This window comes from Pseudomonas sp. CCI3.1, from assembly GCF_034313985.1.
Taxonomy (GTDB): domain Bacteria; phylum Pseudomonadota; class Gammaproteobacteria; order Pseudomonadales; family Pseudomonadaceae; genus Aquipseudomonas; species Aquipseudomonas psychrophila.
This window is the reverse complement of record NZ_JAVIWO010000001.1, coordinates 1,927,523-1,954,518: the sequence shown is the minus strand read 5'-3', so window position 1 is coordinate 1,954,518 and position 26,996 is coordinate 1,927,523. Positions and strand designations below refer to the sequence as shown.

Genomic DNA, 26,996 nt, shown 5'->3' with positions numbered 1-26,996 from the left:
CTCACCGAGAGTGTTGCCGGTGTTCTGTGTGTGCCGGTTGTAAAAAATTGAGCAGCGCAGTTTTACTGATGTGGCTGGCAGATTTGTGTTCCATGTCCAGAAAATGCCCGGTGTTTTCCAGGCTGATGAACTGGCTGTGTGCAATGGGTTGCGCAAAGTGCCTGGCGTCGCTGGCCACGGTGTACTCGTCCCATGCGCCATTGATAAACAGCACTGGAATCTCGATACCCCGGGTTGCACTGAGAAAGCACGGCTGGTCGCTGTTGAGAACGTGGTTTATGTGAAAGTGCATTTGTGCGTATTCGTGGTCGGCCAGGTTGCTGACATGGCGAAAATTGAAGCGCTTGAACAGGGGCGGCAAGTGTTTGCCTAGCGTGTCGTTGACCAGATTACCCACCTGGGTGCGATTGCAGGCTGCCAGGCAGCTGCGGCCACGTTCCAGGTAATCGCGCATGGCTTCGTTGATCAGCGGTGAAAACGAACTGATCACCGCTTTCTCGATACGCCGGGGTGTGCACGCCAGCGCGGTGAGTGCCGCAGTGCCGCCCCATGAGAATGACAGCAGATAATTGGCGTTAAAGTGTTCTATCAGCTCAAGAAGAACCTGTGCTTCCAGTTCTCTTGTCAGCATCTTTTGATGCGGGTTATGGGGTTTTGACTGACCCGCATACGGCTGGTCGTAAAGAACTACGTTCAGATGCGGGTGCAGGTTTTTCAGGGTTTGGCCAAACGATGCGGTCGTGGCCATCGAGCCATTGACCAGAATAATGGTGTTTTCTGCGGTGTCGCAGCGATAGAACTCGGTGTGAATTCGATAGTGACCTTGAATATCGAGCACAGCGATTTCGGGCTTTATCATGGCGTCAGACTCCAGTGAATCGAGCGTCGGTCTGACTGATGCTGCGCCGCGATTGTTACAGGCAGGTGGCCTTGTGCCCAGCCGTGGCCTGGAACAGGTTGATTTCAAGGTCGAGCAAAGCCCGGTATTCCCCGGGAGCCAGTTGGGTGTCGAGCATCAGAGACCCGATGCTTTCGCGGTGCAGGCGTATGACCTTGTTGTTGAAGAAGCCAAACATGCGCTTTACCTGATGATAACGACCTTCAACGATGCTCAAGCGGGCAGAGCAAGGGCCGAGCAGTTCCAGTTCGGCGGGCAGTGTTGTCAGATCTTCGTAGGCGAAATAGACGCCTTCCTTGAATTTACTGACATATGCGGCGGTTATTTCCTGCTCGGTCTCGACGTAATACACCTTGGGCATTTTGGTCTGTGGCTGAGTGACATGGCGCGACCAGTGCCCATCGTTGGTGATCAGCATCAGCCCGCTGGTATTGAAGTCCAGCCGGCCCGCGATGTGCAGTTCGTCCATGTCCGGCTCATCGAGCAGGTCGAGCACCGTCGGGTGTTCCGGGTCTTGGGTGGCGCTGACACAGCCAGGCGGCTTGTGCAGCATGAAGTACCGCGCCGGTTTACCGGCCTGCAAGATTTCCCCGTCAAGTTCGATACGACTGAATGCGCGGACTTCGTGGTGTGGATCGCTGATGACCTGCCCATCAACCTGGATACGCTTCTCTATCAGGAGCAAGCGCACGTGTTGGCGGCTGAATTGGGGCAGGTTGCTTAGAAAACGGTCTACGCGCATAAGCGATCAATCACAAGGAAACAGCCGAGTATCTTACGTGAGGGATTCTGATTGCGCTGATTGCAATTGGTTTTGCACCTTCGCGCAGCGAGGGCAAAGGCAGGTCAGATCGCGCTGAGTAAGGGGCAGGGCCCGGATGATTTCGGGATCAATGGTGACGCCATAGCACCAGCAGGGTTGCTCCACCGTGTCAGGGTTTGCCATGGAGCAGTCGTTGCGGGCGCCGCAAGCGGGGCAAATGTCGGAGGTGGTCATGTCGATGCGTCCGTGGTGGGGCTGGTGTTCAATCGTTCTATGGTAACGCTGTTGGTGGCTCAGGTTTTTTTAGGTTGAGCGCGTCGATCTCTTGTATGCCAGGGAGGATTATCTATCTGCTGATCCGTCGGTCTGAAGCTTTGTGTCTACGGCACCGAATATCCTTTTTGTGGTCTTAACAGGTGTCGGGCAGCATTAGCTGTTTGTCGCCACCCAGCGTCGCTGGGTGTGCTCTTTCGCGGTCCAGGAGGCCGCCATGTATCGTCGCCTACTCTCTATCATTGCAATAGGCTTGTCCGTATCTGCTTGTGTGCCTTATTACTCGGGCAGCTCAGGCTATTACCGCTCCGAGGTCTATTCCGCGCCAGCGCCTGAGTACTATGGTGGTGGCTACCGTCCTTATTATGTCTACCCGCGGGCAGTCTATGCCCCGCCCCCTCGTTATTATCACGGCCCGCGCTACTACCCGTCTCAGCAGGCTTATCAGGGGCCGCGCTACTATCAGCCCCCACGAGGCTATCACCGGGATCGAGGTTACCGTCCCGATCACAGGCCCGGTTATGGTCCCGGTCCCGGAAACGGTTGGCGTGGCCGATAGGGAAGTTGACAACAGGGGCGGGCTTTTCTAGTGTCCGCCCCATTGTTTTTCAGGATGTAGCCATGACACCCGATGACCGTATAAAACTTGAACCTGTCTGGAAGCAGGCCTTGCGTGAGGAGTTCGATAAACCTTACATGGACTCCCTGCGCGAGTTCTTGCGCCAGGAGCATGCGGCCGGGAAAGAGATTTACCCGCCAGGCCCGCTTATCTTCAACGCGTTGAACCTGACTCCGCTGGACAAGATCAAGGTGGTGATTCTTGGCCAGGACCCTTATCACGGACCGGGGCAAGCCCATGGCTTGTGCTTCTCGGTACAGCCCGGCATCCCGACACCACCCTCGCTGGTCAATATTTACAAAGAGCTCAAGCGCGACCTGAATATCGACATTGCGCCCCACGGTTGCTTGCAACATTGGGCCGAGCAGGGCGTTTTGCTACTCAATACGACGATGACGGTTGAGCGTGCGAATGCGGCATCCCATGCCAAAAAAGGCTGGGAACACTTTACCGACCGGATTATCGAGGTGGTGAGTGAGCAGCAACCCAAGCTCGTTTTCCTGCTGTGGGGCGCCCATGCACAGAGCAAGCAAAAACTGATCGATGCGACCAAGCATCTGGTGCTGACGTCGGTACACCCCTCACCGTTATCGGCCTATCGCGGGTTCATCGGTAACGGCCACTTCAGTCGAACCAACAAGTTTCTCGAGCAAAACGGTTTAACTCCGATCGACTGGAAACTGCCACCGGTTTAAGCGATTGATCAGGCACGCCGGGCAACGTTACTGGTGTGCCGGTCCCTATAAAGACGCGTCGGTTCGGTCCTGGTGAACCCAGTAACGAAACAGGGGCTCGGCCAAAAACAGCACGAAGATCAGGCGCATGACCTGCAAGGCCGTGACTAACGGCACGGAGAGTTGCAGCGTTTCTGCCGTGAGGCTCATTTCTGCAATGCCCCCTGGCATCATCCCCAGTGTCATGGAGCGCAAATCAAGTTGAGTGAGGGCGCTCAAGCCCAATGCGCACAGGCTGGCGATCAGCATGGTCAGGGCGGTACCCAGCAGTGTTTTGCCGATGAACGAAGGTGCCCGGCGAAAGAACGCACGATTGAAGTGACAACCCAGCCCGCTACCAATCAGCCACTGCCCCGTCTGGCTACTGCCGTCGGGCAGGCCAATGTGCAGATCCCAAACAATACTGACGCTGGCACTCACCAGCAGTGGCCCGAACAGCCATGGATTGGGCTGACGCAAGCGTTGCCAGATCCAGGCCAGCAAAGCGCCTGCCGGAAACAGCACCGCCAGCCAGTAAATGTTTATGGCGGCGGGGTGCAAGGCGGGTGTGCCTTCGCCCAGCAGGTACTTGAACGCTGCCGGAACGCATAACACAACCGTCAGTACCCGAAGGCTTTGACCTGCAGCGACGCGGCTCAACACGGCACCATTGCGTGCGCCGAGGTTAACCATCTCACCCGAGCCACCGGGCATGCTGGAGAAAAACGCAGTGGCGCGATCTTCCCCACTGCGGCGCATAAGCCACACGCCGATCACGCTCGACACACTGGTGAGCAGGGCGCCGGCCAGGATCAGCCAGAAGTGCGCCAGCACCTGTTCCATGACCACGGGCGTGAAGTGCAGGCCGATACCGATGCCCACAATCCACTGACCGCATTTACGTCCGCCAGGAATCTCGGCCAACTGCCAGGGTGTCAGGCAACGCACCAGGATGATGGCCAGCAATGAGCCGACCATCCACGGCAACGGCCAGCCGATCAGGCTGGCGAGGTAGCCACCGGCCAGACCGACCAGTGGCGTGCCCCACCATTGCCTGAGTCCTGAATCAAGCATCGGCCAAGGCGCGACGTTGAGCGCTACGCTTGCGCCAGATGCGCAGCACAGGCATCAGCAACATGATTGCCGTCAGTACCCAGACACCCAGGGTGATCGGGCTTGCCCACAGGATGTCCAGCGCGCCGTTGGAGATCGACAGTGCGCGGCGCAAGTTTTGCTCCATCAGCCCGCCCAGAATGAAGCCCAGGAGGACTGGCGAGAGGGGGAAGTCGAGCTTGCGCAGGATGTAGCCGAAGATGCCGATACCGATCATCAGGAACAGATCGAAAGTAGTGGCGTGCACGGCATAGACACCGATTGCGGTAATGATTGCGATCACCGGCACCAGCGCCCAGTTGGGTACCGACAGAATGCGGGTGAAGATGCGGATCATCGGGATATTGAGGATCACCAGCATGATGTTGGCGATAAACAGCGACGCAATCAGGCCCCAGACGATATCGGGTTGCTGTTGAAACAGCAGAGGACCTGGGGTGATGTTGTACAGCGACAGCGCGCCGATCATCACCGCTGTGGTGCCTGAGCCAGGGACGCCCAGTGTCAGCATGGGGACCAGTGCGCCGCAGGCCGATGCGCCGATGGCCGTTTCAGGTGCGGCCAGACCGCGCATGTCTCCCTGACCGAATTTGCCGGTCGTGCCTGCCAGACGTTTTTCTGTCATGTAGGCCACGGCGCTGGCCAATGTTGCGCCGGCACCCGGAAGTACGCCCATGATGAAACCGAGCAAGCCGCAACGGATGTTTACTACAAACACCGCAGACGCTTCCTTGAAGTTGAACATCATGCGGCCCGTGGCCTTCACGGCTTCCTGACCGCGGTGGGTTTTTTCCAGCAGCAGCAATATCTCGCTGATGGAGAACAGCCCAAGCACCAGCACGACGAACTGAATGCCGTCAGTCAGGTGGATGTTGTCCCCGGTGAATCGATAAACACCGCTGTTGGCATCAATCCCCACGCTGGAGAGAAACAGGCCGATAAGTGCGGCGATAAAGGTCTTGAGCGGACGATCCCCGGCCATGCCGCCCAGGCAAACGATGGCGAACACCATCAATACAAAATATTCCGCGGGGCCGAAGGCAATTGCCCACTTGGCCAGCAGCGGGGCGAACAGCACCATGCCGCAGGTGGCAATAAAGGCGCCGATGAACGAACTCCAGGCGGACAGCGACAGCGCGACGCCTGCCAGGCCCTTGCGCGCCATAGGGTAGCCGTCGAGGGTGGTCATCACGGTCGAAGCTTCGCCCGGAATGTTCAGCAGGATAGAGCTGATACGGCCGCCGTATTCACAGCCCAGGTACACCGCCGCCAGCAGAATCAACGCAGACTCCGGTGGCAGGCCCAGGGCAAAGGCGATCGGAATCAGCAGTGCGACCCCGTTGATCGGGCCAAGCCCCGGCAGCAGGCCGACCACGGTGCCGATCAGTGTTCCGCACAAAGCAGTGATCAGGTTGTACGGGCTGAGCGCGACGCCGAAGCCCTGACCCAAATAGCCAAAAGTATCCATGTCAGTTCTCCAGAACTTCGAGCAAGCCAAGCGGCAGTGGAACGTCCATCGCTTTATCGAACAATAGATAAAGGCCGACGCTCATCAGGCTGACGATCACGCAACTGGGTAGCCAGCGTCCGCCATACAGACGTGCCATCGGGATACCGATCAGGATGCTGCTAAGGATGAAACCCAGGGGCTCGAACGTACCGGCGAAGATCAGCAGCAACACGATGCACAGCGCGATCTTGGTCAGGGTTTCGCGGTCCAGTTGTGGGTCTTCTTCACTGTGGACGACGGGCGTGGGACGAAAAATCATGTAGATCAGACCCAGTCCCATCAGGCCGAGCATCAGCAGCGGGAAGGCTCGCGGGCCAACGGGTTCGTAGGAAAACTGTGCCTGATAGGGCCAGGCCATCAGCGCCAGTGCGGCGCACGCGAGCAGCAGCACTGAGGCAAAAATGCGTTGTAAGAGCATGGTTCACTCCTGAACCGGGCCTGCGAAGGTTCGTGGCCCGGTTGCCGGTCAGCAAGGATTACTGAATGAGGCCAAATTCCTGGGCCAGAATTTTGTAATCAGCCACCTGTTTTTTGACGTAGGTGTCCAGCTCCGGACCGGTCATGGCAAACGGGAAGAGCTCACGCTGGTCGCGCAATGTGTTGAACTCCTCGGAAATCAGCAGCTTGTCGAACGCCTCTTTCCACCATGCGTAATCTTCGTCGCTGACTTTCGGCCCCAGGTAGAAACCGCGCACCACTGGCCAGACAATGTCATAGCCCTGCTCTTTGGCGGTTGGAATGTCCTTCATCTCAGGCTCGTCCAGGCGTTCGTTGGCGAACACCGCCAGGAGGCGCATGTCGCCACTCTGGATATGCGGCATGGAGTCGGAAATGTCTGTGCTGCCGACCTGAATATGACCACCCAGCAACGCCGTGGCGATCTCACCACCACCCTCAAGTGCTACGTAGCGCAGGTCACGGGGGTTGATGCCGGCGGCCTTGGCGATCAGTGCGGTTTGCATCCAGTCCTGGCTGCCCACAGTGCCGCCTGAGCCAATCACTACTTTGCTGGGGTCTTTTTTCAGCGCCTGAACCAGATCATCGAGGTTTTTGTAGGGCGAATCGCTCTTCACCGCAATGGCGCCATAGCTGGTGCCGACTGCAGCCAGCCAGCGCACGGCGCTTTCATCGAAACGACCGAACTTGCCTTGCGCTAGGTTTAGCAATGAACCACTGGACCAGGCTACCAGGGTGCCGCCATCGGCCGGGCGCTGGGCGACCACAGCGTTATAGGCAACGGCGCCAACGCCACCGGGCATGTAGGTCACTCGCATGGGTTTGCTGAGCAGCTTTTCGTTCACCAGCGCGCTTTGCACCAGTTTGCAGGTCAGGTCAAAGCCACCGCCTGGGGAGGCTGGGGCAATACATTCCGGACGTTTTGGCTCAGCCATGAGTTGGCCAGTGAACAGCAGGCAGCCAGCAGCGAGTGCCAGGGTGCGCAGGGGAAGTTTCATGTCGTCTCCTCAGGAGTTTTTGTTTTTATAGGGCAGTTTTTGTTGCTCAAAATCGCTGGTGCGCAGCCGTGCTCAATCCGTATTACGTGCAACGTGCGCACAGCACATGGCTACTCGCAGGCGGCGCGAGGGAGGCATTGGACACGTAAGAAATACAGGGGCGAGGGGTCTTGGACTGATAAGTCAGCATGGGGGTGCTCCATTATTGTTCTTATTGGCGAAAACGCTTCAAGGCGTTTTTCGGGCCGTCGTGCTGTGCATAACGGCAACAGAGATTCCTGTCAGTCTCGCGATGCTAGCCCGCCAACCTTTCGCTAACCTTTCAATAGACATTCCCTGTTTTTGGGCTTCACAGCACTTCTGTCGTCTGTACACTCCGGGCACAAAAGGCTGCGGCCCGGACAAAAAATATCGAGGTAAACACGATGCGTGTGCTTTTGGTCGAAGATCAGCTTCAGCTGGCCGAGAGTGTTGCCCAGGCCTTGAAAGGCACAGGCCTGACCGTGGATGTATTGCACGATGGCGTGGCCGCTGACCTGGCCTTGAGTTCTGAGGAGTATGCAGTGGCGATCCTGGATGTGGGATTGCCGCGCATGAATGGTTTTGAAGTGCTGGCGCGTTTGCGTGCCCGTGGCAAAACCTTGCCGGTGTTGATGCTGACGGCGCGCAGCGACGTAAAGGACCGGGTTCATGGGCTCAATCTTGGGGCCGATGATTACCTGGCCAAGCCCTTCGAGCTGACTGAGCTGGAGGCACGTGTCAAAGCACTGTTGCGCCGTAGCGTGTTGGGGGGTGAGCGCCAGCAGCAATGCGGATCCCTGGTGTACGACCTTGGCACCCGGCGCTTTACCCTGGGGGATGATTTGCTCACCTTGACCTCTCGCGAGCAGGCAGTGCTCGAAGCGCTGATTGCGCGGCCGGGCCGGGTCATGAGCAAGGAACAGTTGGCGGCTCAGGTGTTTGGCCTGGACGAAGAAGCGAGCCCTGACGCCATCGAAATTTATATTCACCGATTACGCAAAAAACTCGACGGCCAGGCGGTAGCGATTGTCACCTTCAGAGGCTTGGGGTACCTGCTGGAAGGCCGCGATGTTTAAGCTCGACAGCTTGCGCTGGAGCCTGCTCTGGCACCTGACGCTGTTAATGGTTGTCTTGATGCTGGCCAGCGGGCTGAGCGCCTATTTCAATGGTCGTGAGGCGGCCGACACGGCCTACGACCGTACCTTGCTGGCCTCGGCACGAACCATTTCCGCAGGCCTCTCTCAGCGTGATGGCAGTTTAAGTGCCGATGTGCCCTACGTTGCGCTTGATACGTTTGCCTACGACAGCGCCGGACGTATTTACTATCAGGTCAACGATATCCATCAGAAGCTGATTTCCGGCTATGAGAACTTGCCTGCACCGCCACCAGGCACGCCGCGGACCGATGATTACCCGGCGTTGGCGCGTTTCTATAACGGCACGTATCTGGGGCAGAACGTGCGGGTCGTGAGCTTGCTCAAAGCCGTGACCGAGCCCAGCATGAATGGCATGGCGGAAATCCGTGTGGCTGAAACCGATGAGGCGCGCGTAGCCATGGCCCGCAGCTTGATGGCTGACACGCTGTTGCGCCTGGGAATGTTGGGGCTGGGGGCATTGTTGGTCGTATGGTTTGCTGTCAGTGCCGCCTTGCGCCCGCTGGAGCGTTTGCGCACTGCTGTGGAGGAGCGTGAGCCGGATGACTTGCGACCCTTGCCACTGGTCTCCGTGCAGCGAGAGTTGCGGCCATTGGTTCAGGCGCTCAATCACTTCACCGAGCGCTTGCGTGGCCAGTTCAAGCGTCAGGCGCAGTTTATTGCAGATGCCGCCCATGAGCTGCGTACACCCTTGGCAGTACTCAAGGCCCAGCTTGAATTGGGTTTGCGCGCCAATGATCCGCAGATCTGGCGCAATACGCTTGAGCAGGCTACACAGGGCACTGACCGCTTGACCCACATGGCCAATCAGCTGCTATCGCTGGCGCGCATCGAAAATGGTGCGCGAGCGATCGCCGAAGGGGGCGCGCAGTTGCTCGACCTCAGTCAGTTGGCTCGCGAGCTGGGTATGGCCATGGCTCCATTGGCCCATGCCCGGGGTTTTGCGCTGGCGCTTGAGGCCGACCAACCTGTGTGGCTGTACGGTGAGCCGACGTTGCTGCATGAGTTGCTGAGCAATCTGGTGGACAACGCCATGGCTCACTCGCCAGCCGGTGGCAATATTATTTTGCGTGTCAATTGGCCCGCGATACTGGAAGTCGAAGACGATGGGCCGGGTATTCCCCATGAAGACCGTGAGCGGGTATTCGAGCGTTTCTATCGACGCAATTCACACGTAGCCGGGTCGGGGTTGGGCCTGGCGATCGTCGGTGACATCTGCCGCGCTCACCTTGCCCATATCAGCTTGCACGACGGTGCCCAGGGCGGGTTGAAAGTGAGGGTCAGCTTTGTGCCAGCCAATGGCGGGCGGGTGCAGTAGCTGTCTTGATGCGGGGCCGATTTTTGTGAGAGCGAGCCTGCTCGCGAAAATTTCAGGAAGTGAAATTGCGTCGGCCCGACATCGCGACCTGGCACGCTCCCACTAGGAATTCAGGGCCTTAGATAAACATCCCGCGTGCGTCATTGAGTTGCTGTTCGAATTTTGCATCGTCTGCATCCAGCCCCAGGTACCTGAAAGCGGGCAGGGCGTTCAGCTTCTCGATGTCCTGTTGCATGAACACGGTCGCGATTTGCACGAAGTCGATGTAGTCGATTTTTTTGGACTGACGATAAAAGTCCTGATATTGCCCAGGAATCTTCAACAGCATTTCCGGGAACTCCCATCCAGCCAGCAGTTTGTCGCCAATCAACGGATGAATGCTTTCAATGACGTGATTGAGTGAAACGGGATCGGAGAGCAGTTCATTGTTCTCTTCGGCGTAGGTCAGGATGGGCAGCACGCCAATCTGATGCACCAGACCGCCCAAAGCTGCCTGGTCGGGCTTGAGTGAAGTATGGCGGCGGCACAGGGTGTAGCAAATACCGGCCACTTCCAGGCTTTGACGCCATACATCGCGCATTTTCTGCTCAACGACTTCCGAGCGGGCATGGAAGATTTGCTCCATGACCAGCCCGATCGCCAGGTTACTGCTGTAGTTGACACCCAGGCGCGTGATAGCGGTATGCAGGTCGGTGACCTCCCGGGTGGCGCGCAGCATCGGGCTGTTGACCACTTTGATCAGGCGTGCAGACAGCGCGGTATCGCGACCGATGACCTTGCTCAAGTGACTGACGCTGATTTCAGGGTTTTCTGCTGCCTTGCGGATGTTTAACGCCACTTCAGGCAGCGTTGGTAAAACCAGATCATCTCTATCAATGGCCTTAATCAAGTCCATTTGGACTCTGTGCGCCAGCATGCTCATTTCTCTAGGGGGCGTTTCGATGTGTGGCAATCAACGCTGGATTTCGCGATCACGGTCCAGTTGATACGGCAGCTCAAGCAGCGAAAGGCTGGGGCCTTGCAAGTCGCCCACGTGAATATCGCCCGCTTGCGCGGCATCAGAGGTCAGGACGGCCAGCAACTCGATACCGTTCTCTGCTTTTGCGCCAAGCACGACTTCGCCTACGGAGCTGTTGTGGGTAGGGGAAAACAGAGGGGTGCCGGGAGCCGGTACGTCATGACCCGCCTCCAGCGACAAACGGTAAAGATGGCGTTTGAGTTTGCCAAGGTATTGCATGCGGGCGACGATTTCCTGGCCGGTGTAGCAACCTTTTTTGAAGCTGACACCGCCCACGGCTTGCAGGTTGATCATCTGCGGGATGAACAGCTCGCGGGTCTGGGGCATGACCTGACCGATGCCTGCGCGTACCTGGCCCAGCAACCATTGATTGAGGTCGGCCTCAACCAGTTGCGCTTTCAAATGCTGGACAAGGCTTTCGGTCTGCTCCACAGGAGCCCACAGTTCTGCACGGCCTTCAGAGGCGCGAACGGCGATCAAACCGCTGGCACGTGCAACGCTGTCGGTTTCGGCGGGCAGGTTCAGGCCCAGGCTTTGCAGCACCGCGTCTGCCTGGTTCAGACCAAAGCGAACCCAGTTGGCGCTATCGTCTGTGAGGGTTGACTTGGAAAACACGGCGTATTTTTTCAGGTCTGCCAACTGTGGCTCAACCAGCTCGCGAGCCATCGCCAGCAGGCAGCCGTTGTCCTGCAGCACGATGCGAAAACTGGACTGCATGCGGCCTTTTTGCGTGCAGCGGGCACCCAGGCTCGAGCGGGTTTCACTCAGGTAGTTGAGGTTGCAGGTCAACTGGCCTTGCAGAAACTTGCTGGCGTCGTTGCCGATCACAGCAAGAATGCCTTCGTGGTTCAGGGTGCAGAAAAAAGCAGAGTCGGCCATGGGTCATCGCAGGTAAAAAATGTCTGGGACACATCATAGAGGTGCGCCCTGCAAATGGGTAGTTCCAGGGGCCGACCAAAGCCGACTGTTCTATGACGGATCGGCCTGTATACTTGCGCTCTATTTGAGGAGCGCTCCATGGTCGAAGATGTTGAACTCAATCGTCTCTACTGGCACAGCCGTCGCGGCATGCTTGAACTGGACGTGCTGCTGGTGCCGTTCGTCAAGGAGGTGTACGCCACCCTGAATGACGTGGACCGCGAATGCTATCGCAAGCTGCTGGAATGTGAAGACCAGGACATGTTTGGCTGGTTCATGGAGCGCGCCGAGTCTGAAGACCCTGAGCTGCAGCGCATGGTTCGCATGATTCTGGATCGTGTCCAGCCCAAGTAATTGCTTTGAATGCCGCTGGCATGCCTGCGGGCAATTGCTGGCGGCTTATCTTGCAGCCCAGGCTCTGGCGCTGATCTCAATCTGCTTTCTTTCAATTCCTGCCTGGGCACGTGTGCTTGGCGCTTTGTGGTGCCTGGCCCATGGGGCTTGGGCGCTGCCCCGTCATATTCGACTGACCCACGCCAGTGCGCTTACACGATTGCGCCATGATGCCGATGGCTGGCAGTTGTGGAGTCGTGACAAGGGTTGGCAGGCCGTGCAGCTGCGCCGTGACAGCCTGGCGCTGCCCTGGGTGGTGATCGTACGTTTCAGTTTGCGCGGCGAATGGCGGGTGCGGGCGGTGTGCATCCTCGCAGGCGCGCTGGCGCCGGATCAGCACCGACGCTTGCGCGTGCGACTGAAGTTCAGTCGGCGTAGGTGGCTGGCACCCGAATAGTGTCCAGGGCCTAGAACAGTGAATCAATATCAAAGGTATAGGGCGCACCCACGGCGTGCCCGTTGATCGAGGCCAACAAATCATCATCAACGTCTGGGGCTGGGGTCATGGCCAGTTGTTCGGGCACCTTGTTTTCCGGATGAGCATCCCAGCGCAGCAGGCACTCAGATAGCAGGTCGGGTTGTGTTGAAAACGAGCCGTAAACACGGTTCTCGTTGATTGTGCTTTGCCGCAGGCGTTTCAAGCGCTCGAAGGTCATGTGTACCTTGTCGACCTCGCGATTGAGCGCATTGATGGTCAATTCGTGGGCCCGGCTGTAGGGGGTAGGGGAGTCGCCGAGCATGCGGCGCTTGAAGCGTAGTTGTTCAATGATTGTTGCCAGAGCACGGCTGATGTGCTCGAACTCCTCGTCGGTCACCAGAGAGTGTTTGAGTGTCAGCGCTTCTTGCCAACGCCGCAGGGCAGCCCAGCAACCGGGGATATAGCCACCGGTCATTGAATGGTTGTCCGCGTCAAAAATCTGGGCAATAAACCCCTCCCTTTCAGGTAGCCCATTGTTCTGATGAATAGCCAAGGTACAGGCCGCATGCTCGGTAATGGTGTCGCAGCCGGGTTCCCACATAATCGAGGACTTTTTGATTGCGCCGAACGCTACCGGCATAAAGTGTTGCAAGGTGCCGTGATGCTCGTAAGGCTCGCCGGTCAAGTTGGTAATGCCCGCAACAAACCCGGCGATGCCCAGGGGCGCGTTAAAGAAAGTGAGTGCCGCTCCCGGGAGGTACACCCTGGGCTTGGTGTTCATCCAGGTTGCCGGCACGCTGGGTACCGGGTCGTTATGGTTGACCATGCGGTAATGCACCAGGTCGGCAGCGCCTTTTACAAAAGTGCTGTCTGCTGCTCTTGGGGCGCCGTAGGTGTACAGCACGATCTTGTATTCGTAGCCAGTTCGACGACGCAGCATTTCCGATAGAAGCAAGGTGATCGCACCACCCAAGCTATGGCCACAAATAATCAGTTTCTGGCCGGTGTAGAATTTTTCGAGATAGTTGATCGAAAGCTCATAGACTTTCAGCGCAGCGTCATAGAACCCACGGTGGACCTTGCCCAGGCCTTCTTTTCCAAAAGGGGTTTGGAAAGCATCGGCGTCTCGAAGCGCATCTGCGAGTAATTCACTGGTGCCACGCACAGAAATCAGCACTAACTCGTCGTTATGGGTGATAAAAGCCTGGGTGTCGGTATCATTTTTCTGGCCGCGGTCATCCAGAAAATGAATCTTGGCAGGTTTGACCAAATGACGAACTTCAACTTGGCAGAAATAATCGGCACAAGCTTGTGCTGGGTTGCTTTGAGTGCGTGAGCCGTCTTCGTTGACGTAACGGGTTTGTTCGGCGCGAACTTGCAGCTCTGTTATGGGGAGAGGGTAGTGGTCCCGTTGTATTAAGTCCTTATAGGGTAGGGCCTTGCCGGTATATTTCTGTACAAGAATTATGGAGATTGGGCCGGAAAAATGGTTGTCTACTTTTCCTATACCTGAGCGGTCTAGCGTGCCTTTATATACTTGGCCTTCTGAATCAATAACGCTGTAGTTCAGCCCCGCATAAGACAGTCCCTCACCTAGTTCATCAACAAACTTGAAGCTGGTCCAATTTCCTTGGGCAGGGCAGGCGAACATACGACTGTTCAGCGGGTGTTTAACCTCTTCATCAAAAGTGGTCATTTTTTTAGTTTCCTTATTCAGTGCAGCCAGGATAAATAGAGCAGCTACGCCCGTCAGGCATCAAAAAACTGCTGAAGTCCGTATAATTTCCATGACAGTAACCGCGCTGATCTTCTAGGCCTTCCCCCATACAGCGTTTCCAACCATTGGGAAACTTGACCCATGTATCTCCCCAGCCGGGTCTTTCCTCATCGGCCAGCTTGATCTTCAATATCACGGTTTTACCCGGCAGCTGATCCAAGGTGTAAGCCCCGACGGGACGTCCTTTAGTCACCACCCCTTGATCGTCAATTTTTTTGCAGTCGAGCCCCTTGGATAATCGACGTTTTGGCCCTTGGGTGCGAAATAGCCATTGGCATTGACCCTTTATGGCGCTTTCGCCATTAGTATCAAAAGTTCCTTTGTATTGAGTTTTTAGTTCCTCCCTGATAATAACTGCGGTTGTGTCTCCGCTGAAGTCTCCATAGTCAGCTCCATAAATGGCATTGATTTCCAGATCGATTTTATAGATGGCCAGTCGGCAGCCTTTGACGGTGCGGTAAATCGGTATTTCAGATTCTGGTTTGTATGCTGTTCGCCACTCTCTGTTAAAACCGAGGTATGGATTGTCATCAAGGGTGACCGTACAAGTTTCTCCGTTGGCGGGTGCATACTTGGCCACTGCGTAATAAGCAAAGTTTGGAGGTAGATCAGCTGTAAAGGTAAAGCTTTCCGATTTGCCCATAACGCACCCTGCTACCAGGGCCATACAAGAACCCAAAACCCCGCCTTTAAATATTCGTGTCATAGAGTTATTTCCTTATTCAGTGCAGCCAGGATAAATAGAGCAGCTACGCCCGTCAGGCATCAAAAAACTGCTGAAGTCCGTATAATTTCCATGACAGTAACCGCGCTGATCTTCTAGGCCTTCCCCCATACAGCGTTTCCAGCCATTGGGAAACTTGACCCATGTATCTCCCCAGCCGGGTCTTTCCTCATCGGCCAACTTGATCTTCAGTCTCACAGTTTTACCCGGTAGTTGATCCAGGGTGTAAGCCCCGACGGGTCGTCCTTTAGTCACTAAGCCTTGATCGTCAATTTTTTTGCAGTCGAGGAGTTTTCTTATATATCGCTTGGGGCCTACTGTACGAAACAGCCATTGGCATTGACCCTTTATGGCGCTTTCGCCATTAGTATCAAAAGTTCCTTTGTATTGAGTTTTTAGTTCCTCCCTGATAATAACTGCGGTTGTGTCTCCGCTGAAGTCTCCATAGTCAGCTCCATAAATGGCATTGATTTCCAGATCGATTTTATAGATGGCCAGTCGGCAGCCTTTGACGGTGCGGTAAATCGGTATTTCAGATTCTGGTTTATATGCTGTGCGCCACTCTCTGTTAAAGCCGAGGTATGGATTGTCATCAAGGGTGACCGTACAAGTTTCTCCCTTGGCGGGCGCATACTTGGCCACTGCGTAATAAGCAAAATTTGCAGGCAGATCAGCCGTAAAAATAAAACTGTCTGACTCGCCAGTAAAACACCCAGTCGTCGACAGTGCGCAGGCCCACAGGAGCAGCGTTTTAACTATGACTTTCATAAAAGGCCATCGCCTTGCCAAAACTGCATTTCCTGAAAAACCCGCTGGAAATGAGCATCAGGACTTTCACCAGGGCGCGCCTGCCAGCGCTGTGTAAGTGGGTCAGTGGTAGCCTTTAAGCGTTGAACGAGCAAAAACTCCAACTGCTCAGCCGCCTGCCAACCCCAGGTGTTGGCTTGGGCTAATAGAGTGCTGAGCCATAGTTCCGGGTCTTGTTGTTCGGCCATTCGGGCATAGGCTTCAAGATGCCTGGCCAGCAGGTAGCGGTGGGCATTGGCCTCGCGCGTGCTAGCGCGCTGATCGGCCTCCATGGGAAAGTCATTCCAGACAGGGCTTTCAGGAACTGGATAGTTACCCGGTGCCGGGTTGCCGAGTGTTTCCCAGTGCTCCCCTTGCCAGTAGCAGACGCTGATCGCAGGCCCTAAATACCCCGCAACCGTTGCAGTGGTTAAGTGCTTCAGTGCGCGGGCCAGCACCCGGTTGTCATGGAAACGATAAATCCCGCGATGGGGCCGGACGCCGAAAATCATGCGGTCGCGCCAATGTTTGACCAGCGCCTGTAGCCCTGCCTCAGGTGCAACACTGGCAAGCCAGCCCCAGTTCCTTTCAGGCGCTTTGAGCAACTCGCTCAAGTGCTCGTCTTCAGGGTTGTCGATAAGGAACAGAAAAGGCCCCTTGTCTGCCATATCGGCTGCCGGCGTTTCGCGGTAAATGCTGCAATACAGCTCAGGTGCCCTGTTGTTTAACAGGCCGTTACGGGCGGTGAGTTCGTCCAGTGAGTCCAGAATCAAACATACAGAGCACCCGAGGTGGCGTTGTTCGGCCATCCATTGTTGAGCCGCAACCAGGGTCATGCTGCGGTCCCTTCAATCAGGCAAACACCTTTTTTGCTGGCGAGGTCCTTTTCAAGAACCTGAGGTCGCGGGCTTTCGATAGTCAGATCAGGACGTCCGCTGACCTGTTCCAGATCAAAACAAGAGGGTGCGCTAAAGGATTTTTGGTGAGTGAAGGAAGGGGGCTTGAAGACACTTTCGGTCAGGTTGAAACGGGTTTGAGGGCGTGGGTTGAACATCCAGTGTTCCTTTTTCAGTTTTAGGGCGCGGACCACAGGCACTGAGCAGGCGAACGATTAGCCCGTAGTGCGCGTGGAAAGCTAAAACCGAAAAAGCTAGCAAGGTTTAGATGTTAAATATGTAGGACTTATCCTAGTTCTTGCCTGAATCGTCGCTGATTCAGGGAGCTGCTTGAGAGGGCGTTGCCAGACTGTTTGCGCTCAGGCGCGCTGGTCCTGGCTGCAGGTGGGAGTGTTGTTCACCGTGAAAAAAAACCGGCAACGCTGTTTCAAGCGGTGCCGGGTTCTCGTACCTGACGTGCCTCACCGGGTTGGGGTCAGAATCGTATCCTTCGCCTCTGGCAGCATCTCTGGATAGTCCAGCGTGTAGTGCAGGCCGCGAGATTCCTTGCGTTCCATGGCAGACCTGATCATCAGTTCGGCAACTTGTGCCAGGTTGCGCAGTTCGATCAGGTCGCGGCTGACTTTATAGTTGCTATAAAACTCGTCAATTTCGTCCAGCAGCAGGCGCACGCGGTGTTGCGCGCGTTGCAGGCGCTTGTTGGTGCGCACGATTCCGACGTAGTCCCACATAAAACGCCGTAGCTCATCCCAGTTGTGAGCGATGATCACATCTTCATCGGAGTCGGTAACCTGGCTTGCATCCCAGCTCGGCAGGGCAGCAGGGGCGGCGATTTCGGGCAGTTGGGCGAGAATGTCGGCCGCAGCCGACTTGGCGTACACAAAGCACTCCAGCAATGAGTTGCTGGCCATGCGGTTGGCGCCGTGCAGGCCGGTGAAGCTGGTTTCGCCAATGGCGTACAGGCCTGGCACGTCAGTGTGGCCATGTTCGTCGACCATGACTCCGCCACAGGTGTAATGCGCTGCAGGCACCACCGGGATAGCCTGCTTGGTGATGTCGATGCCGAATGTCAGGCAGCGTTCATAAACCGTCGGGAAGTGAGCCTTGATAAAGGTTTCGGGCTCATGGCTGATATCCAGGTACACGCAATCGATACCCAGGCGCTTCATTTCATGGTCGATAGCGCGAGCCACGATATCTCGAGGGGCCAGTTCTCCCCGGGCGTCGAAGCGCTGCATGAAACGCTCACCGTTGGGCAGTTTCAAGTGAGCACCTTCACCGCGCAGCGCTTCAGTGATCAGAAAGCTTTTGGCCTGCGGGTGATACAGGCAGGTAGGGTGGAACTGATTGAACTCCAGGTTTGCCACGCGGCACCCTGAACGCCAGGCCATGGCGATGCCGTCACCGCAGGCGCCGTCCGGGTTGCTGGTGTAGAGATACACCTTGGCCGCGCCACCCGTGGCCAGAATCGTGAAGCGCGAGCCAAAGGTGTCGACTTCGCCCGTTGCGCGGTTCAGCACATAGGCGCCCAGGCAGCGATCGCCTTCCAGTCCCAATCGGCGCTCGGTAATCAGATCAACGGCAACGCGCTGTTCGAGCAGTTCGATATTGGGTCGCTGGCGCGCCTGTTCGAGCAACGTCTTGAAGATGGCGGCGCCGGTGGCATCTGCCGCATGGATGATGCGTCGGTGGCTGTGGCCGCCTTCACGGGTGAGGTGAAATTCAAAACCGGGCTGCTCAGGGTCAACGGCGTCATCGCGGGTGAAGGGAACGCCTTGATCGATTAACCACTGAATGGCTTCGCGGCTGTGCTCGACGGTAAAGCGCACGGCGTCTTCATGACATAGCCCGCCGCCAGCATTGAGGGTGTCTTCGACGTGAGACTGCACCGTGTCGGTATCATCCAGCACTGCGGCTACACCGCCTTGTGCCCAGAATGTCGAGCCATTGGCCAGGTCGCCTTTACTGAGGACCGCAATACGCATATGGCTGGGTAACGTGAGCGCAAGGCTCAAACCGGCAGCGCCGCTGCCAATCACCAGCACATCATGTTGAAAATGTTGGCTCATTCTTCTGACATCCGCAAAAAAGCGCCCACTAGTATATAGAGGGGGGGATCGGCACAATGGCCGGGCCTTTATGGCATTGTGAAATTACAGCGGGCGCAAAGTGTGCCTCAGACTGGAAGGGTCTGCATGTTGATTTGCACAATAAATCTGCAAAGGGGATCAGGGCTGGGGGCTTGCTCCAGGGCTGATGCGCTTGTGTGGTGCTATCGGTGGCGTACGAAGTTATTGAACTTTTCGTACGGTCCGGGGTTCCATAGAGGGCTGCCCTTGATGCAGGGGAACGGCGTCCAAATTGATGCGGGGTCTGTGTTTCGATCTGACAGCGGAATTTGACGACAAGATTATTGACGCAGCCGGCCAGGCCCGAGCTGCGTTTTCGTGTGTGCCAAATCCGAGCACGCAGGAAACTTGCCAGGGGGGAGAGAACTTTTGTGTAAAGCCCGAGTCTATGTTTGCAAGCCTGATCAATTAGCACAGCAATCTTCCTCCCGGTCTTATGAGGAGTATTCATGCTAGCCCAGGAAGAGGATCAGCAGCTGGTCGAGCGCGTACAGCGTGGCGATAAGCGCGCATTCGATCTGCTCGTGTTGAAGTATCAACACAAAATTCTCGGGTTGATCGTGCGTTTTGTGCACGACACCCATGAAGCCCAGGACGTCGCTCAGGAAGCCTTTATCAAGGCTTACCGGGCACTCGGTAATTTTCGCGGAGACAGCGCCTTTTACACATGGCTGTATCGCATCGCCATCAATACGGCGAAAAACTACCTGGTGTCACGCGGTCGACGTCCGCCTGATAGTGACGTGAGCTCGGAAGATGCCGAGTTTTACGATGGTGATCATGGTCTTAAGGATCTCGAGTCGCCGGAGCGTGCTTTGCTCCGCGACGAGATCGAAACCACCGTTCATCGCACTATTCAGTTACTGCCAGAAGATTTGCGTACGGCGTTAACTTTACGTGAATTTGATGGTCTGAGTTATGAGGACATTGCGAGCGTCATGCAGTGTCCAGTGGGTACCGTGCGCTCCCGGATTTTCCGCGCTCGGGAAGCCATTGATAAAGCCCTGCAGCCGTTGTTGCAGGAAAACTGAGACAGCGGCGACAGCCAAGAGAGGAACCGCCATGAGTCGTGAAGCCCTGCAGGAATCGCTGTCCGCGGTGATGGATAACGAAGCGGACGAACTGGAACTACGTCGGGTATTGAATGCCTTTGACGACACACATACACGTGACACCTGGTCCCGTTATCAGGTGGCCCGTGCTGTGATGCACAAGGACCTGTTGATTCCGCGCCTGGACATCGCATCTGCCGTTTCGGCCGCGCTGGCCGAAGAGCAAACCCCGGTCAAGGTCGTACGTGGCCCATGGCGCAGCATCGGCCGTCTGGCCGTTGCTGCATCGGTGACCGTTGCTGTTCTGGCGGGTGTCAGAATGTACAACCAGGATGACATCGTCGGTAATCAGCTTGCCCAGCAGAACGCTGCGCAGAGCCTGAGTGCACCGATGGCTAAAGGCCCGGCGGTACTGGCTAACTACAGCGAAAGCTCCGACAAGGCGACTGGTCCTATGGCCAACGGTGTTCTGCAAGGCCAGCCAGGCTGGCAGGATCAGCGTTTGCCAGGCTACCTGCGTCAGCATGCACAGCAAGCAGCGTTGAAAGGGGCAGAAAGCCCTCTGCCATACGCTCGTGCCGCGAGCCTTGAAAACCGTTAAGGACCACCATGCGCGTCCTACCTTTGCTACCTCTTCTGCTGAGTGGCTGGTTTGCAGTACCGGCCCACGCCGATGAAGCCCAGGACTGGCTAAAACGTCTTGGGCAGGCTGAGCAACAGCACAGCTATCAGGGCACATTCGTTTATGAGCGTAACGGTAGTTTTTCTACCCATAGCATCTGGCACCGCGTGCAAGATGGGAAAGTTCGTGAGCGTTTGATGCAATTGGATGGCTCTGCTCAAGAGGTCATTCGTACGGATGGGCGCACTGAATGCGTTACTGGAAAGTTGGCTTCGGGGTTAGGTGATGTCACCGCCGTTTCGGCAAGACAGTTCGATGCCCAGAAGCTCAATGACTGGTACTCGGTAACCAAGCAAGGTGACTCCAGGGTTGCAGGTCGACCGGTGGTGGTGATCTCACTTGCCCCTCGCGACCAGCACCGTTATGGGTTTGAACTGTATCTGGATCGTGAAACCGGATTGCCCCTCAAGTCATTGTTGCTCAATGACAAGGGTCAGTTGCTTGAGCGTTACCAGTTTACAAGCCTGGTCACCACGCCCCCTGATGAAAACCAGCTGACGCCTGCAGGCACATGCCGCCCGGTTACGGTGGCTGATACTGCAGCACCTGTCGCTGACACGGCTCATGCCTGGCACTCCGACTGGCTGCCGCCCGGTTTCGAGCAAGTCAGCAACACCGTGCACCGTGATCCCCGGACCAAGTCTGAAGTCACCAGTCTCTTATATGACGATGGCCTGACGCGTTTCTCAGTGTTTCTCGAACCGTTGCAGGGGGCCGCAGTTCCTGATGCACGCGTTCAACTGGGGCCTACAGCTGCGGTTACACGGCACCTGAGTACCCCTCAGGGAGACATGATGGCCACTGTGGTGGGTGAAATCCCGTTGGGTACCGCAGAGCGTATAGCGCTCTCGATGCGTGTCGGTAAAGACGATGCGCAGGCCAAACCATAGGGTTGCTCCGACATGGCGGGTGACACATTTCGATTTGCCATTTTCTTGTCTTTTTATGAAGGTCAGGGCCCTAGCGGGCTCTGGCCTTGTTTGTTTTCCGGGGCCTAAAAAACGGTCTATGCTTTGGTCTTGTTTTTTGGTGCCTGTCGCTTAACTCTGCAGTTATTAACGGGAGCTGTATGTCGATGCCTCGATTGAAATCTTATCTACCCATTTTTGCAGCCGTGCTGATGCTCGGGCAGGCAGTGCCGGTCATGGCTGAAGCGCAGTTACCTGACTTCACGCAATTGGTTGAGCAGGCTTCGCCAGCTGTAGTGAATATCAGCACCACGCAAAAGCTCCCTGAGCGCCGCGCCTCAAGCTTGGGCCAAATGCCCGATCTGGAAGGTTTGCCACCTGGCCTGCGTGACTTTTTTGAGCGCAGCATTCCGCCCAGTGGTAAAGGTGGTCGTCAGCGCGAGGCCCAGTCACTGGGTTCGGGTTTCATCATCTCGCCCGATGGCTTCATCCTGACCAATAACCACGTGGTAGCAGACGCCGATGAAATCATCGTGCGCTTGTCTGATCGCAGTGAAATGAAAGCCAAGCTCGTAGGCACGGATCCACGTTCCGATGTTGCGTTGCTGAAAATCGAAGGCAAGAACCTGCCTGTCCTTAAGCTGGGCAAGTCCCAGGACCTCAAGGCCGGTCAGTGGGTAGTTGCCATAGGGTCACCGTTTGGGTTTGACCACACCGTAACCCAAGGCATTATCAGCGCCATCGGTCGCAGCCTTCCAAATGAAAGCTACGTGCCTTTTATCCAGACTGACGTACCGATCAACCCGGGCAACTCGGGTGGTCCGCTGTTCAACCTGGCGGGCGAAGTGGTGGGTATCAACTCGCAAATCTACACCCGCTCGGGCGGTTTCATGGGCGTGTCTTTCGCAATCCCTATCGATGTGGCGATGGACGTTGCCAATCAGCTCAAGGCTGGCGGCAAAGTCAGCCGTGGCTGGTTGGGTGTGGTGATTCAAGAGGTCAACAAAGACCTGGCCGAATCCTTTGGTCTGGAAAAACCGGCAGGTGCGCTGGTGGCCCAGGTACTTGATAACGGCCCGGCTGCCAAAGGCGGTCTGCAAGTCGGCGACGTGATTCTGAGCATGAATGGTCAGCCGATCGTCATGTCGGCAGATTTGCCGCATCTGGTTGGCGCACTCAAGGCTGGCAGCAAGGCAACGCTTGAAGTGATTCGTGACGGCAAGCGCAAAAATCTGGACCTGACGGTCGGTGCCATCCCTGATGACGCAAAAGACATTGCTTCTGGCGCAGGTGCTGAGCAAAGCAGCAACCGTCTTGGCGTGTCCGTGGCGGACCTGAGTGAAGAGCAGAAGAAAGCCAATGACATCAAGGGTGGCGTGATCATCACTGACGTTCAGGACGGTCCTGCTGCCCTGATCGGCCTGCAACCTGGTGACGTGATCACTCACCTGAACAATCAGGCCATTAACAACGGCAAGGAATTCACCGAAATTGCCAAGGCATTGCCGAAGAATCGTTCGGTGTCGATGCGGGTTCTGCGTCAAGGTCGCGCCAGCTTCATTACCTTCAAACTGGCGGAGTAAGCAGGTTGACCTGGGTGGGAGCGAGCCTGCTCGCTCCCACAAAGAGCTAACCGTCATCACCAAGCCCGTATCGTGAGATACGGGCTTTTTTTATTTTTTTGGTTTGGGGATGCGCACCAGTTGAGTATTGGAATACAGGTCATGCCAGGTACGTTTGTGTTTGTCGAATACAGACCAAATGAATCCCAGTCCCAGGCACAGCCATGAAGCGATGGAGACGATAAAGCGCAGCAACGCCTGCCACAGGCTGATTGCGGTGCCATCAGCGTTCTGTACGCGTATGCCCCAGACCTGCATGCCCAGGGTTTGCCCGGAGTGAGTCCAGAACTTGGCAAAAAAACCGAACAGGACAAAAAACAGAAGGGTGGAGAGCAGCGGATCACCATCCAGAGCGCCTGCCTCTGAAAGCGCCCTCATTTTGGCTTCACCGATAAAACTCATCATGATCAGCTTGTAGATAAAGGTCGTGACGATCAGCAGGGCGGTACACAGCAGAAAGTCATAGAACATGGCTGCCAGGCGGCGCCCCAGGCCAACGGCGGGAAAATCGCCTTGAGGTCTAAGTGGTTGTTTCGACATGGCAGGGTCTCGTGAAGGAAAAACGCCATCTTACGGAATAACAGCCATAAAAAAGCCTCTGATGTCACCATCAGAGGCTTTTGTGTACGAGATCAGCCTTCTGCTTGAACTTCGTCAGCCTGCAAGCCTTTTTGGCCTTGAACCGAGATGAAGGTCACTTTCTGGCCTTCTTTCAGGCTTTTAAAGCCGTTGCCTTGAATGGCACGGAAGTGCACAAACAGGTCAGGGCCACTTTCCGGGGTGATAAAGCCAAACCCTTTCTCGTCGTTGAACCACTTAACGGTACCGCTCTGACGTTGGGACATTTCTTAATTCCTTGACGCTAACAATTAATGACAGCCTCTTTCAAAGGAAAGAGTTCGGGTGCTGGGTTGCAGGAAAGTAAGAGACGCAGAACGGGTGTAGCAAACTTAGAGCTACTGCCCAGGTCACGATTCCAGCGACCCATGCAAACACAGTGGGCAAACTCTACGAAACTGGAATTGAAAAAACAAGCCCCTCGAATAAGCCCGTAAGGCCGGGTTATTAGCATCGCTGAAGAAGTTATAAGTGCAGGTGTTTGATAGGTGTGTTCAATTGTTTTCGTGCTTAAAACAGTGTTTTCACTATCGAAAGTTAGAGGCTGTTGCAGCAGTTGCATGCCCTGTAAGTATCAGGAACATGCAACTGTCTTACGTGAGGGTTTAACCTCTGTAATAACGCTGCGCGACAAAAGGCATCTTCGACACTTTCATCGGTACACGCTTGCCTCGAACGATCGCCCAGACTTCAGTATCCACAGGCGTGAACGCGATATCCAGGTAACCCATTGCCAGAGGCGAGCCCAGGGTCGGACCGAAACCGCCGCTGCAAACGGTGCCGATTACTGTGCCGTCAGCATCGACAATTTCAGCACCTTCACGCACCGGTGTGCGCTCTTGAGGCAACAAGCCCACGCGTTTGCGCGCGACACCATTTTGCTGCTGGGCGAAGACAGTTTCGGCGCCGGGGAAGCCACCGGCACGCGGTCCGTCTGCACGACGGGCCTTGGAAATGGCCCAGAGCAGGCTGGCTTCAATCGGCGTGGTGGTGTCGTTCATGTCATGGCCGTACAGGCACAACCCGGCTTCAAGGCGCAGCGAATCTCGTGCGCCCAGGCCGATTGCCTGCACTTCGGGCTCAGCCAGCAGGCGACGTGCCAGCTCTTCGGCACGATCTGCGGGTACTGAAATCTCAAAGCCGTCTTCACCGGTATATCCCGAGCGGCTGACGTAGCACTCCGCGCCCAGCAACGTCAGCGGGGCAAATTGCATAAAGGTCATTTTTGCCACTTCCGGTGCCAGGCGTTGCAACACGTTGACGGCGGCCGGGCCTTGCAGTGCGAGCAGGGCACGTTCTTCAAACAGCGGCTGGATCTGGCAGTGGGCGCTCAAGTGCTTGCGCAGATGGGCCAGGTCCTGATCCTTGCAGGCGGCGTTAACCACCAGAAACAGCTCGTCATTACCCAGATTGGCAACCATCAGGTCATCGAGGATGCCGCCCTGTTCATTGGTGAACATGGCATAGCGCTGCATGCCCACTGGCAGGTCGATGATATCGACCGGCACCAGGGCTTCCAGCGCCTTGGCCGCGTCAGCGCCGATCAGCCGAATCTGGCCCATGTGGGATACATCAAACAACCCGGCCTGTTCACGGGTGTGCTGGTGTTCTTTCATGACTCCCAGCGGGTACTGCACGGGCATGTCATAGCCGGCAAATGGCACCATGCGGGCACCGAGCTCAAGGTGCAGTGCGTGCAGCGGGGTGTGAAGCAGTTGTTCGGTGGACATTCGAGACTCCTTGAAAATCAGCACTCAATAATGTTGACAGCCAGACCGCCGCGAGCGGTCTCCTTGTATTTGCTTTTCATGTCGGCGCCGGTCTGGCGCATGGTGCGGATCACCTTGTCCAGAGACACAAAGTGCTGCCCGTCGCCGCGCAGGGCCATACGTACGGCGTTGATCGCCTTGACCGAGCCCATCGCGTTGCGTTCGATGCAGGGCACTTGCACCAGGCCGCCAATCGGGTCACAGGTCAGGCCCAGGTTGTGTTCCATGCCGATTTCGGCGGCGTTCTCGACTTGTTGCACGGTGCCGCCCAGCACTTCACACAACGCGCCCGCTGCCATTGAGCAAGCCACGCCCACCTCTCCCTGACAGCCAACTTCGGCGCCGGAAATCGAGGCGTTTTCCTTGTACAAGATGCCAATGGCGGCGGCGGTCAGCAGAAAGCGCACCACGCCGTCTTCATTGGCCCCGCCGATAAAGCGCATGTAGTAATGCAAAACGGCTGGAATGATCCCGGCCGCGCCGTTGGTAGGGGCAGTGACCACGCGTCCGCCGTTGGCGTTTTCTTCATTGACGGCCAGTGCGTACAGATTGACCCAGTCGAGCACAGACAGCGCATCGCGCAAGGCGGCCTCAGGGTTGCTGCACAGTTGACGGTGCAGCGCAGCCGCCCGCCGCTTGACCTTCAAGCCGCCGGGTAAAATGCCTTCATTGCGACAGCCCGCACTCACGCAGTCCTGCATCACTTGCCAGATATTCAGCAAACCGGAACGGGTCTCTGCCTCGGGGCGCCAGGCGCTTTCGTTGGCCATCATCACTTCACTGATCGAAAGAGTGTGAGTGACGCAATGGCGCAGCAAGTCCTTGGCGGTTTTGAACGGGTATTTCAGCGCGGTGCTGTCTTCGACGATACGGTCAGCGCCAGCGGCGCCTTCATCCACCACAAAGCCGCCGCCGACCGAGTAATACTCGCGGCTGCGGATCTGAATACCAGCGGCATCCAGAGCCCTGAAAATCATGCCGTTGGGGTGGTAGGGCAGGGGTTTGCGAATCATCGCCAAGTGCGATTTTTCGTTGAAATCGATGGGGTGTTCGCCCAGCAGGTTCAAGCGCCCGCTGCTGCGAATCGCGGCCAGACGTTCGGCCACGGTATCGGTGTTGACGGTGTCCGGGTGCTCGCCTTCAAGCCCCAGCAATACGGCTTTGTCGCTGCCGTGTCCTTTGCCGGTGGCACCGAGGGAGCCGTAGAGTTCAACTTTTACGCAGGCGGTATTTTGCAGCAGTTCATCACGGCGCAAACCTTCGACAAAACGCGCAGCCGCACGCATGGGGCCGACGGTATGGGAACTGGAGGGGCCGATGCCAATCTTGAACAGGTCGAACACGCTTAACGACATAGGGTTCTCCGGTTTCTTGTTGTGTGGCGAAACTAGCCATCCCTGTGGGAGCGGGCTCGCTCGCGATGGTATCAACCCGGTCTTGCATGAAAACC

At 56.4% G+C, this 26,996-nt stretch carries 28 protein-coding genes; 9 read left to right on the top strand and 19 right to left on the bottom strand.

The window, feature by feature from the left end:
* Position 1 precedes the first annotated feature (1 nt).
* From RGV06_RS08945 to RGV06_RS08935, 3 genes are read right to left on the bottom strand one after another with little or no spacing between them, the layout of a single operon-like run.
* Positions 2-859 (bottom strand): alpha/beta fold hydrolase, encoded by an 858-nt coding sequence (locus tag RGV06_RS08945; RefSeq protein ID WP_198821930.1) that lies wholly within the window; start codon positions 857-859, stop codon positions 2-4.
* A gap of 55 nt (positions 860-914) precedes the next feature.
* Entirely contained in the window at positions 915-1,640 is a 726-nt protein-coding gene (locus RGV06_RS08940; protein ID WP_019822256.1) for a pseudouridine synthase, read from the bottom strand.
* Positions 1,641-1,673: 33 nt separating this feature from the next.
* Positions 1,674-1,895: a cysteine-rich CWC family protein gene (locus RGV06_RS08935; protein ID WP_046808678.1), complete on the bottom strand. Its 222-nt coding sequence runs from the start codon at positions 1,893-1,895 to the stop codon at positions 1,674-1,676.
* A 660-nt stretch (positions 1,896-2,555) separates the two neighbouring features.
* Here RGV06_RS08935 and ung point away from each other — a divergent pair.
* Positions 2,556-3,248, top strand: a complete 693-nt coding sequence (gene ung / locus RGV06_RS08925; protein ID WP_019822260.1) for a uracil-DNA glycosylase — start codon at positions 2,556-2,558, stop codon at positions 3,246-3,248.
* 45 nt (positions 3,249-3,293) lie between these two features.
* Here ung and RGV06_RS08920 read toward each other — a convergent pair whose 3' ends face one another.
* From RGV06_RS08920 to RGV06_RS08905, 4 genes are read right to left on the bottom strand one after another with little or no spacing between them, the layout of a single operon-like run.
* Complete coding sequence (locus RGV06_RS08920) at positions 3,294-4,340, bottom strand: AbrB family transcriptional regulator (RefSeq protein WP_322149839.1); 1,047 nt, start codon at positions 4,338-4,340, stop codon at positions 3,294-3,296.
* Complete coding sequence (locus RGV06_RS08915; protein ID WP_019822262.1) at positions 4,333-5,847, bottom strand: tripartite tricarboxylate transporter permease; 1,515 nt, start codon at positions 5,845-5,847, stop codon at positions 4,333-4,335. The genes RGV06_RS08920 and RGV06_RS08915 overlap by 8 nt, the downstream gene beginning before the upstream one ends.
* Position 5,848: 1 nt before the next feature.
* Positions 5,849-6,307 (bottom strand): tripartite tricarboxylate transporter TctB family protein, encoded by a 459-nt coding sequence (locus tag RGV06_RS08910; RefSeq protein WP_019822264.1) that lies wholly within the window; start codon positions 6,305-6,307, stop codon positions 5,849-5,851.
* 58 nt (positions 6,308-6,365) lie between these two features.
* A complete protein-coding gene (locus RGV06_RS08905; protein WP_019822265.1) occupies positions 6,366-7,343 on the bottom strand; it encodes a Bug family tripartite tricarboxylate transporter substrate binding protein in 978 nt (325 codons plus the stop codon).
* A 425-nt stretch (positions 7,344-7,768) separates the two neighbouring features.
* Between RGV06_RS08905 and RGV06_RS08900 the strand changes: the two genes are divergently transcribed.
* Entirely contained in the window at positions 7,769-8,440 is a 672-nt protein-coding gene (locus tag RGV06_RS08900; RefSeq protein ID WP_019822267.1) for a response regulator, read from the top strand.
* Complete coding sequence (locus tag RGV06_RS08895; protein ID WP_019822268.1) at positions 8,433-9,836, top strand: sensor histidine kinase; 1,404 nt, start codon at positions 8,433-8,435, stop codon at positions 9,834-9,836. The genes RGV06_RS08900 and RGV06_RS08895 overlap by 8 nt, the downstream gene beginning before the upstream one ends.
* 118 nt (positions 9,837-9,954) lie before the next feature.
* Here the strand turns inward: RGV06_RS08895 and RGV06_RS08890 are convergent, their stop codons facing one another.
* Together RGV06_RS08890 and RGV06_RS08885 are read right to left on the bottom strand one after the other, a co-directional pair.
* Positions 9,955-10,758 (bottom strand): HDOD domain-containing protein, encoded by an 804-nt coding sequence (locus RGV06_RS08890; protein ID WP_322149836.1) that lies wholly within the window; start codon positions 10,756-10,758, stop codon positions 9,955-9,957.
* Positions 10,759-10,788: 30 nt separating this feature from the next.
* Positions 10,789-11,733: a YgfZ/GcvT domain-containing protein gene (locus RGV06_RS08885; protein ID WP_019822270.1), complete on the bottom strand. Its 945-nt coding sequence runs from the start codon at positions 11,731-11,733 to the stop codon at positions 10,789-10,791.
* A gap of 138 nt (positions 11,734-11,871) precedes the next feature.
* Between RGV06_RS08885 and RGV06_RS08880 the strand changes: the two genes are divergently transcribed.
* Together RGV06_RS08880 and RGV06_RS08875 are read left to right on the top strand one after the other, a co-directional pair.
* On the top strand, positions 11,872-12,126 hold the full coding sequence (locus tag RGV06_RS08880; protein ID WP_003440597.1) for a succinate dehydrogenase assembly factor 2: 255 nt from the start codon (positions 11,872-11,874) through the stop codon (positions 12,124-12,126).
* Positions 12,110-12,562, top strand: a complete 453-nt coding sequence (locus tag RGV06_RS08875) for a protein YgfX (protein WP_048351798.1) — start codon at positions 12,110-12,112, stop codon at positions 12,560-12,562. Before RGV06_RS08880 ends, RGV06_RS08875 begins: the two co-directional genes overlap by 17 nt.
* Positions 12,563-12,572: 10 nt before the next feature.
* Here RGV06_RS08875 and RGV06_RS08870 read toward each other — a convergent pair whose 3' ends face one another.
* From RGV06_RS08870 to nadB, 6 genes are all read right to left on the bottom strand, one after another.
* Positions 12,573-14,279 (bottom strand): lipase family protein, encoded by a 1,707-nt coding sequence (locus tag RGV06_RS08870; RefSeq protein ID WP_322149834.1) that lies wholly within the window; start codon positions 14,277-14,279, stop codon positions 12,573-12,575.
* A 13-nt stretch (positions 14,280-14,292) separates the two neighbouring features.
* Positions 14,293-15,066 (bottom strand): hypothetical protein, encoded by a 774-nt coding sequence (locus tag RGV06_RS08865; protein ID WP_322149833.1) that lies wholly within the window; start codon positions 15,064-15,066, stop codon positions 14,293-14,295.
* Positions 15,067-15,078: 12 nt separating this feature from the next.
* Positions 15,079-15,852, bottom strand: a complete 774-nt coding sequence (locus tag RGV06_RS08860) for a hypothetical protein (protein WP_322149831.1) — start codon at positions 15,850-15,852, stop codon at positions 15,079-15,081.
* Complete coding sequence (locus RGV06_RS08855; protein ID WP_322149829.1) at positions 15,849-16,706, bottom strand: DUF4123 domain-containing protein; 858 nt, start codon at positions 16,704-16,706, stop codon at positions 15,849-15,851. The genes RGV06_RS08860 and RGV06_RS08855 overlap by 4 nt, the downstream gene beginning before the upstream one ends.
* Positions 16,703-16,924 (bottom strand): hypothetical protein, encoded by a 222-nt coding sequence (locus tag RGV06_RS08850; protein WP_048351794.1) that lies wholly within the window; start codon positions 16,922-16,924, stop codon positions 16,703-16,705. The genes RGV06_RS08855 and RGV06_RS08850 overlap by 4 nt, the downstream gene beginning before the upstream one ends.
* A 303-nt stretch (positions 16,925-17,227) precedes the next feature.
* A complete protein-coding gene (nadB, locus tag RGV06_RS08845) occupies positions 17,228-18,835 on the bottom strand; it encodes an L-aspartate oxidase (RefSeq protein ID WP_019822284.1) in 1,608 nt (535 codons plus the stop codon).
* 509 nt (positions 18,836-19,344) lie between these two features.
* Here nadB and rpoE point away from each other — a divergent pair.
* The 4 genes from rpoE (at position 19,345) to RGV06_RS08825 (ending at position 23,120) form a co-directional block, all read left to right on the top strand.
* Positions 19,345-19,926: an RNA polymerase sigma factor RpoE gene (gene rpoE / locus RGV06_RS08840; RefSeq protein WP_019822285.1), complete on the top strand. Its 582-nt coding sequence runs from the start codon at positions 19,345-19,347 to the stop codon at positions 19,924-19,926.
* 31 nt (positions 19,927-19,957) lie between these two features.
* Entirely contained in the window at positions 19,958-20,548 is a 591-nt protein-coding gene (locus tag RGV06_RS08835; RefSeq protein ID WP_019822286.1) for a sigma-E factor negative regulatory protein, read from the top strand.
* An 8-nt stretch (positions 20,549-20,556) separates the two neighbouring features.
* Positions 20,557-21,519, top strand: a complete 963-nt coding sequence (locus RGV06_RS08830) for a MucB/RseB C-terminal domain-containing protein (protein WP_322149827.1) — start codon at positions 20,557-20,559, stop codon at positions 21,517-21,519.
* Positions 21,520-21,704: 185 nt separating this feature from the next.
* Positions 21,705-23,120: a DegQ family serine endoprotease gene (locus tag RGV06_RS08825; protein ID WP_019822289.1), complete on the top strand. Its 1,416-nt coding sequence runs from the start codon at positions 21,705-21,707 to the stop codon at positions 23,118-23,120.
* Between the two features lie 90 nt (positions 23,121-23,210).
* On the opposite strand, the gene RGV06_RS08820 is transcribed toward RGV06_RS08825, so the two are convergent.
* The 4 genes from RGV06_RS08820 to RGV06_RS08805 form a co-directional block, all read right to left on the bottom strand.
* Complete coding sequence (locus RGV06_RS08820) at positions 23,211-23,699, bottom strand: RDD family protein (protein ID WP_019822291.1); 489 nt, start codon at positions 23,697-23,699, stop codon at positions 23,211-23,213.
* 92 nt (positions 23,700-23,791) lie between these two features.
* Positions 23,792-24,004 carry a cold-shock protein gene (locus tag RGV06_RS08815; protein ID WP_019822293.1) on the bottom strand — a complete coding sequence of 71 codons (213 nt, stop codon included), beginning with the start codon at positions 24,002-24,004 and terminating at the stop codon, positions 23,792-23,794.
* Between the two features lie 378 nt (positions 24,005-24,382).
* Positions 24,383-25,507: a glycine cleavage system aminomethyltransferase GcvT gene (gene gcvT / locus RGV06_RS08810; protein WP_019822295.1), complete on the bottom strand. Its 1,125-nt coding sequence runs from the start codon at positions 25,505-25,507 to the stop codon at positions 24,383-24,385.
* Between the two features lie 17 nt (positions 25,508-25,524).
* The gene (locus RGV06_RS08805) at positions 25,525-26,901 is read right to left on the bottom strand and encodes an L-serine ammonia-lyase (RefSeq protein WP_046808873.1); all 1,377 of its coding nucleotides are present in this window, start codon (positions 26,899-26,901) and stop codon (positions 25,525-25,527) included.
* Between the last annotated feature and the right edge of the window lie 95 nt (positions 26,902-26,996).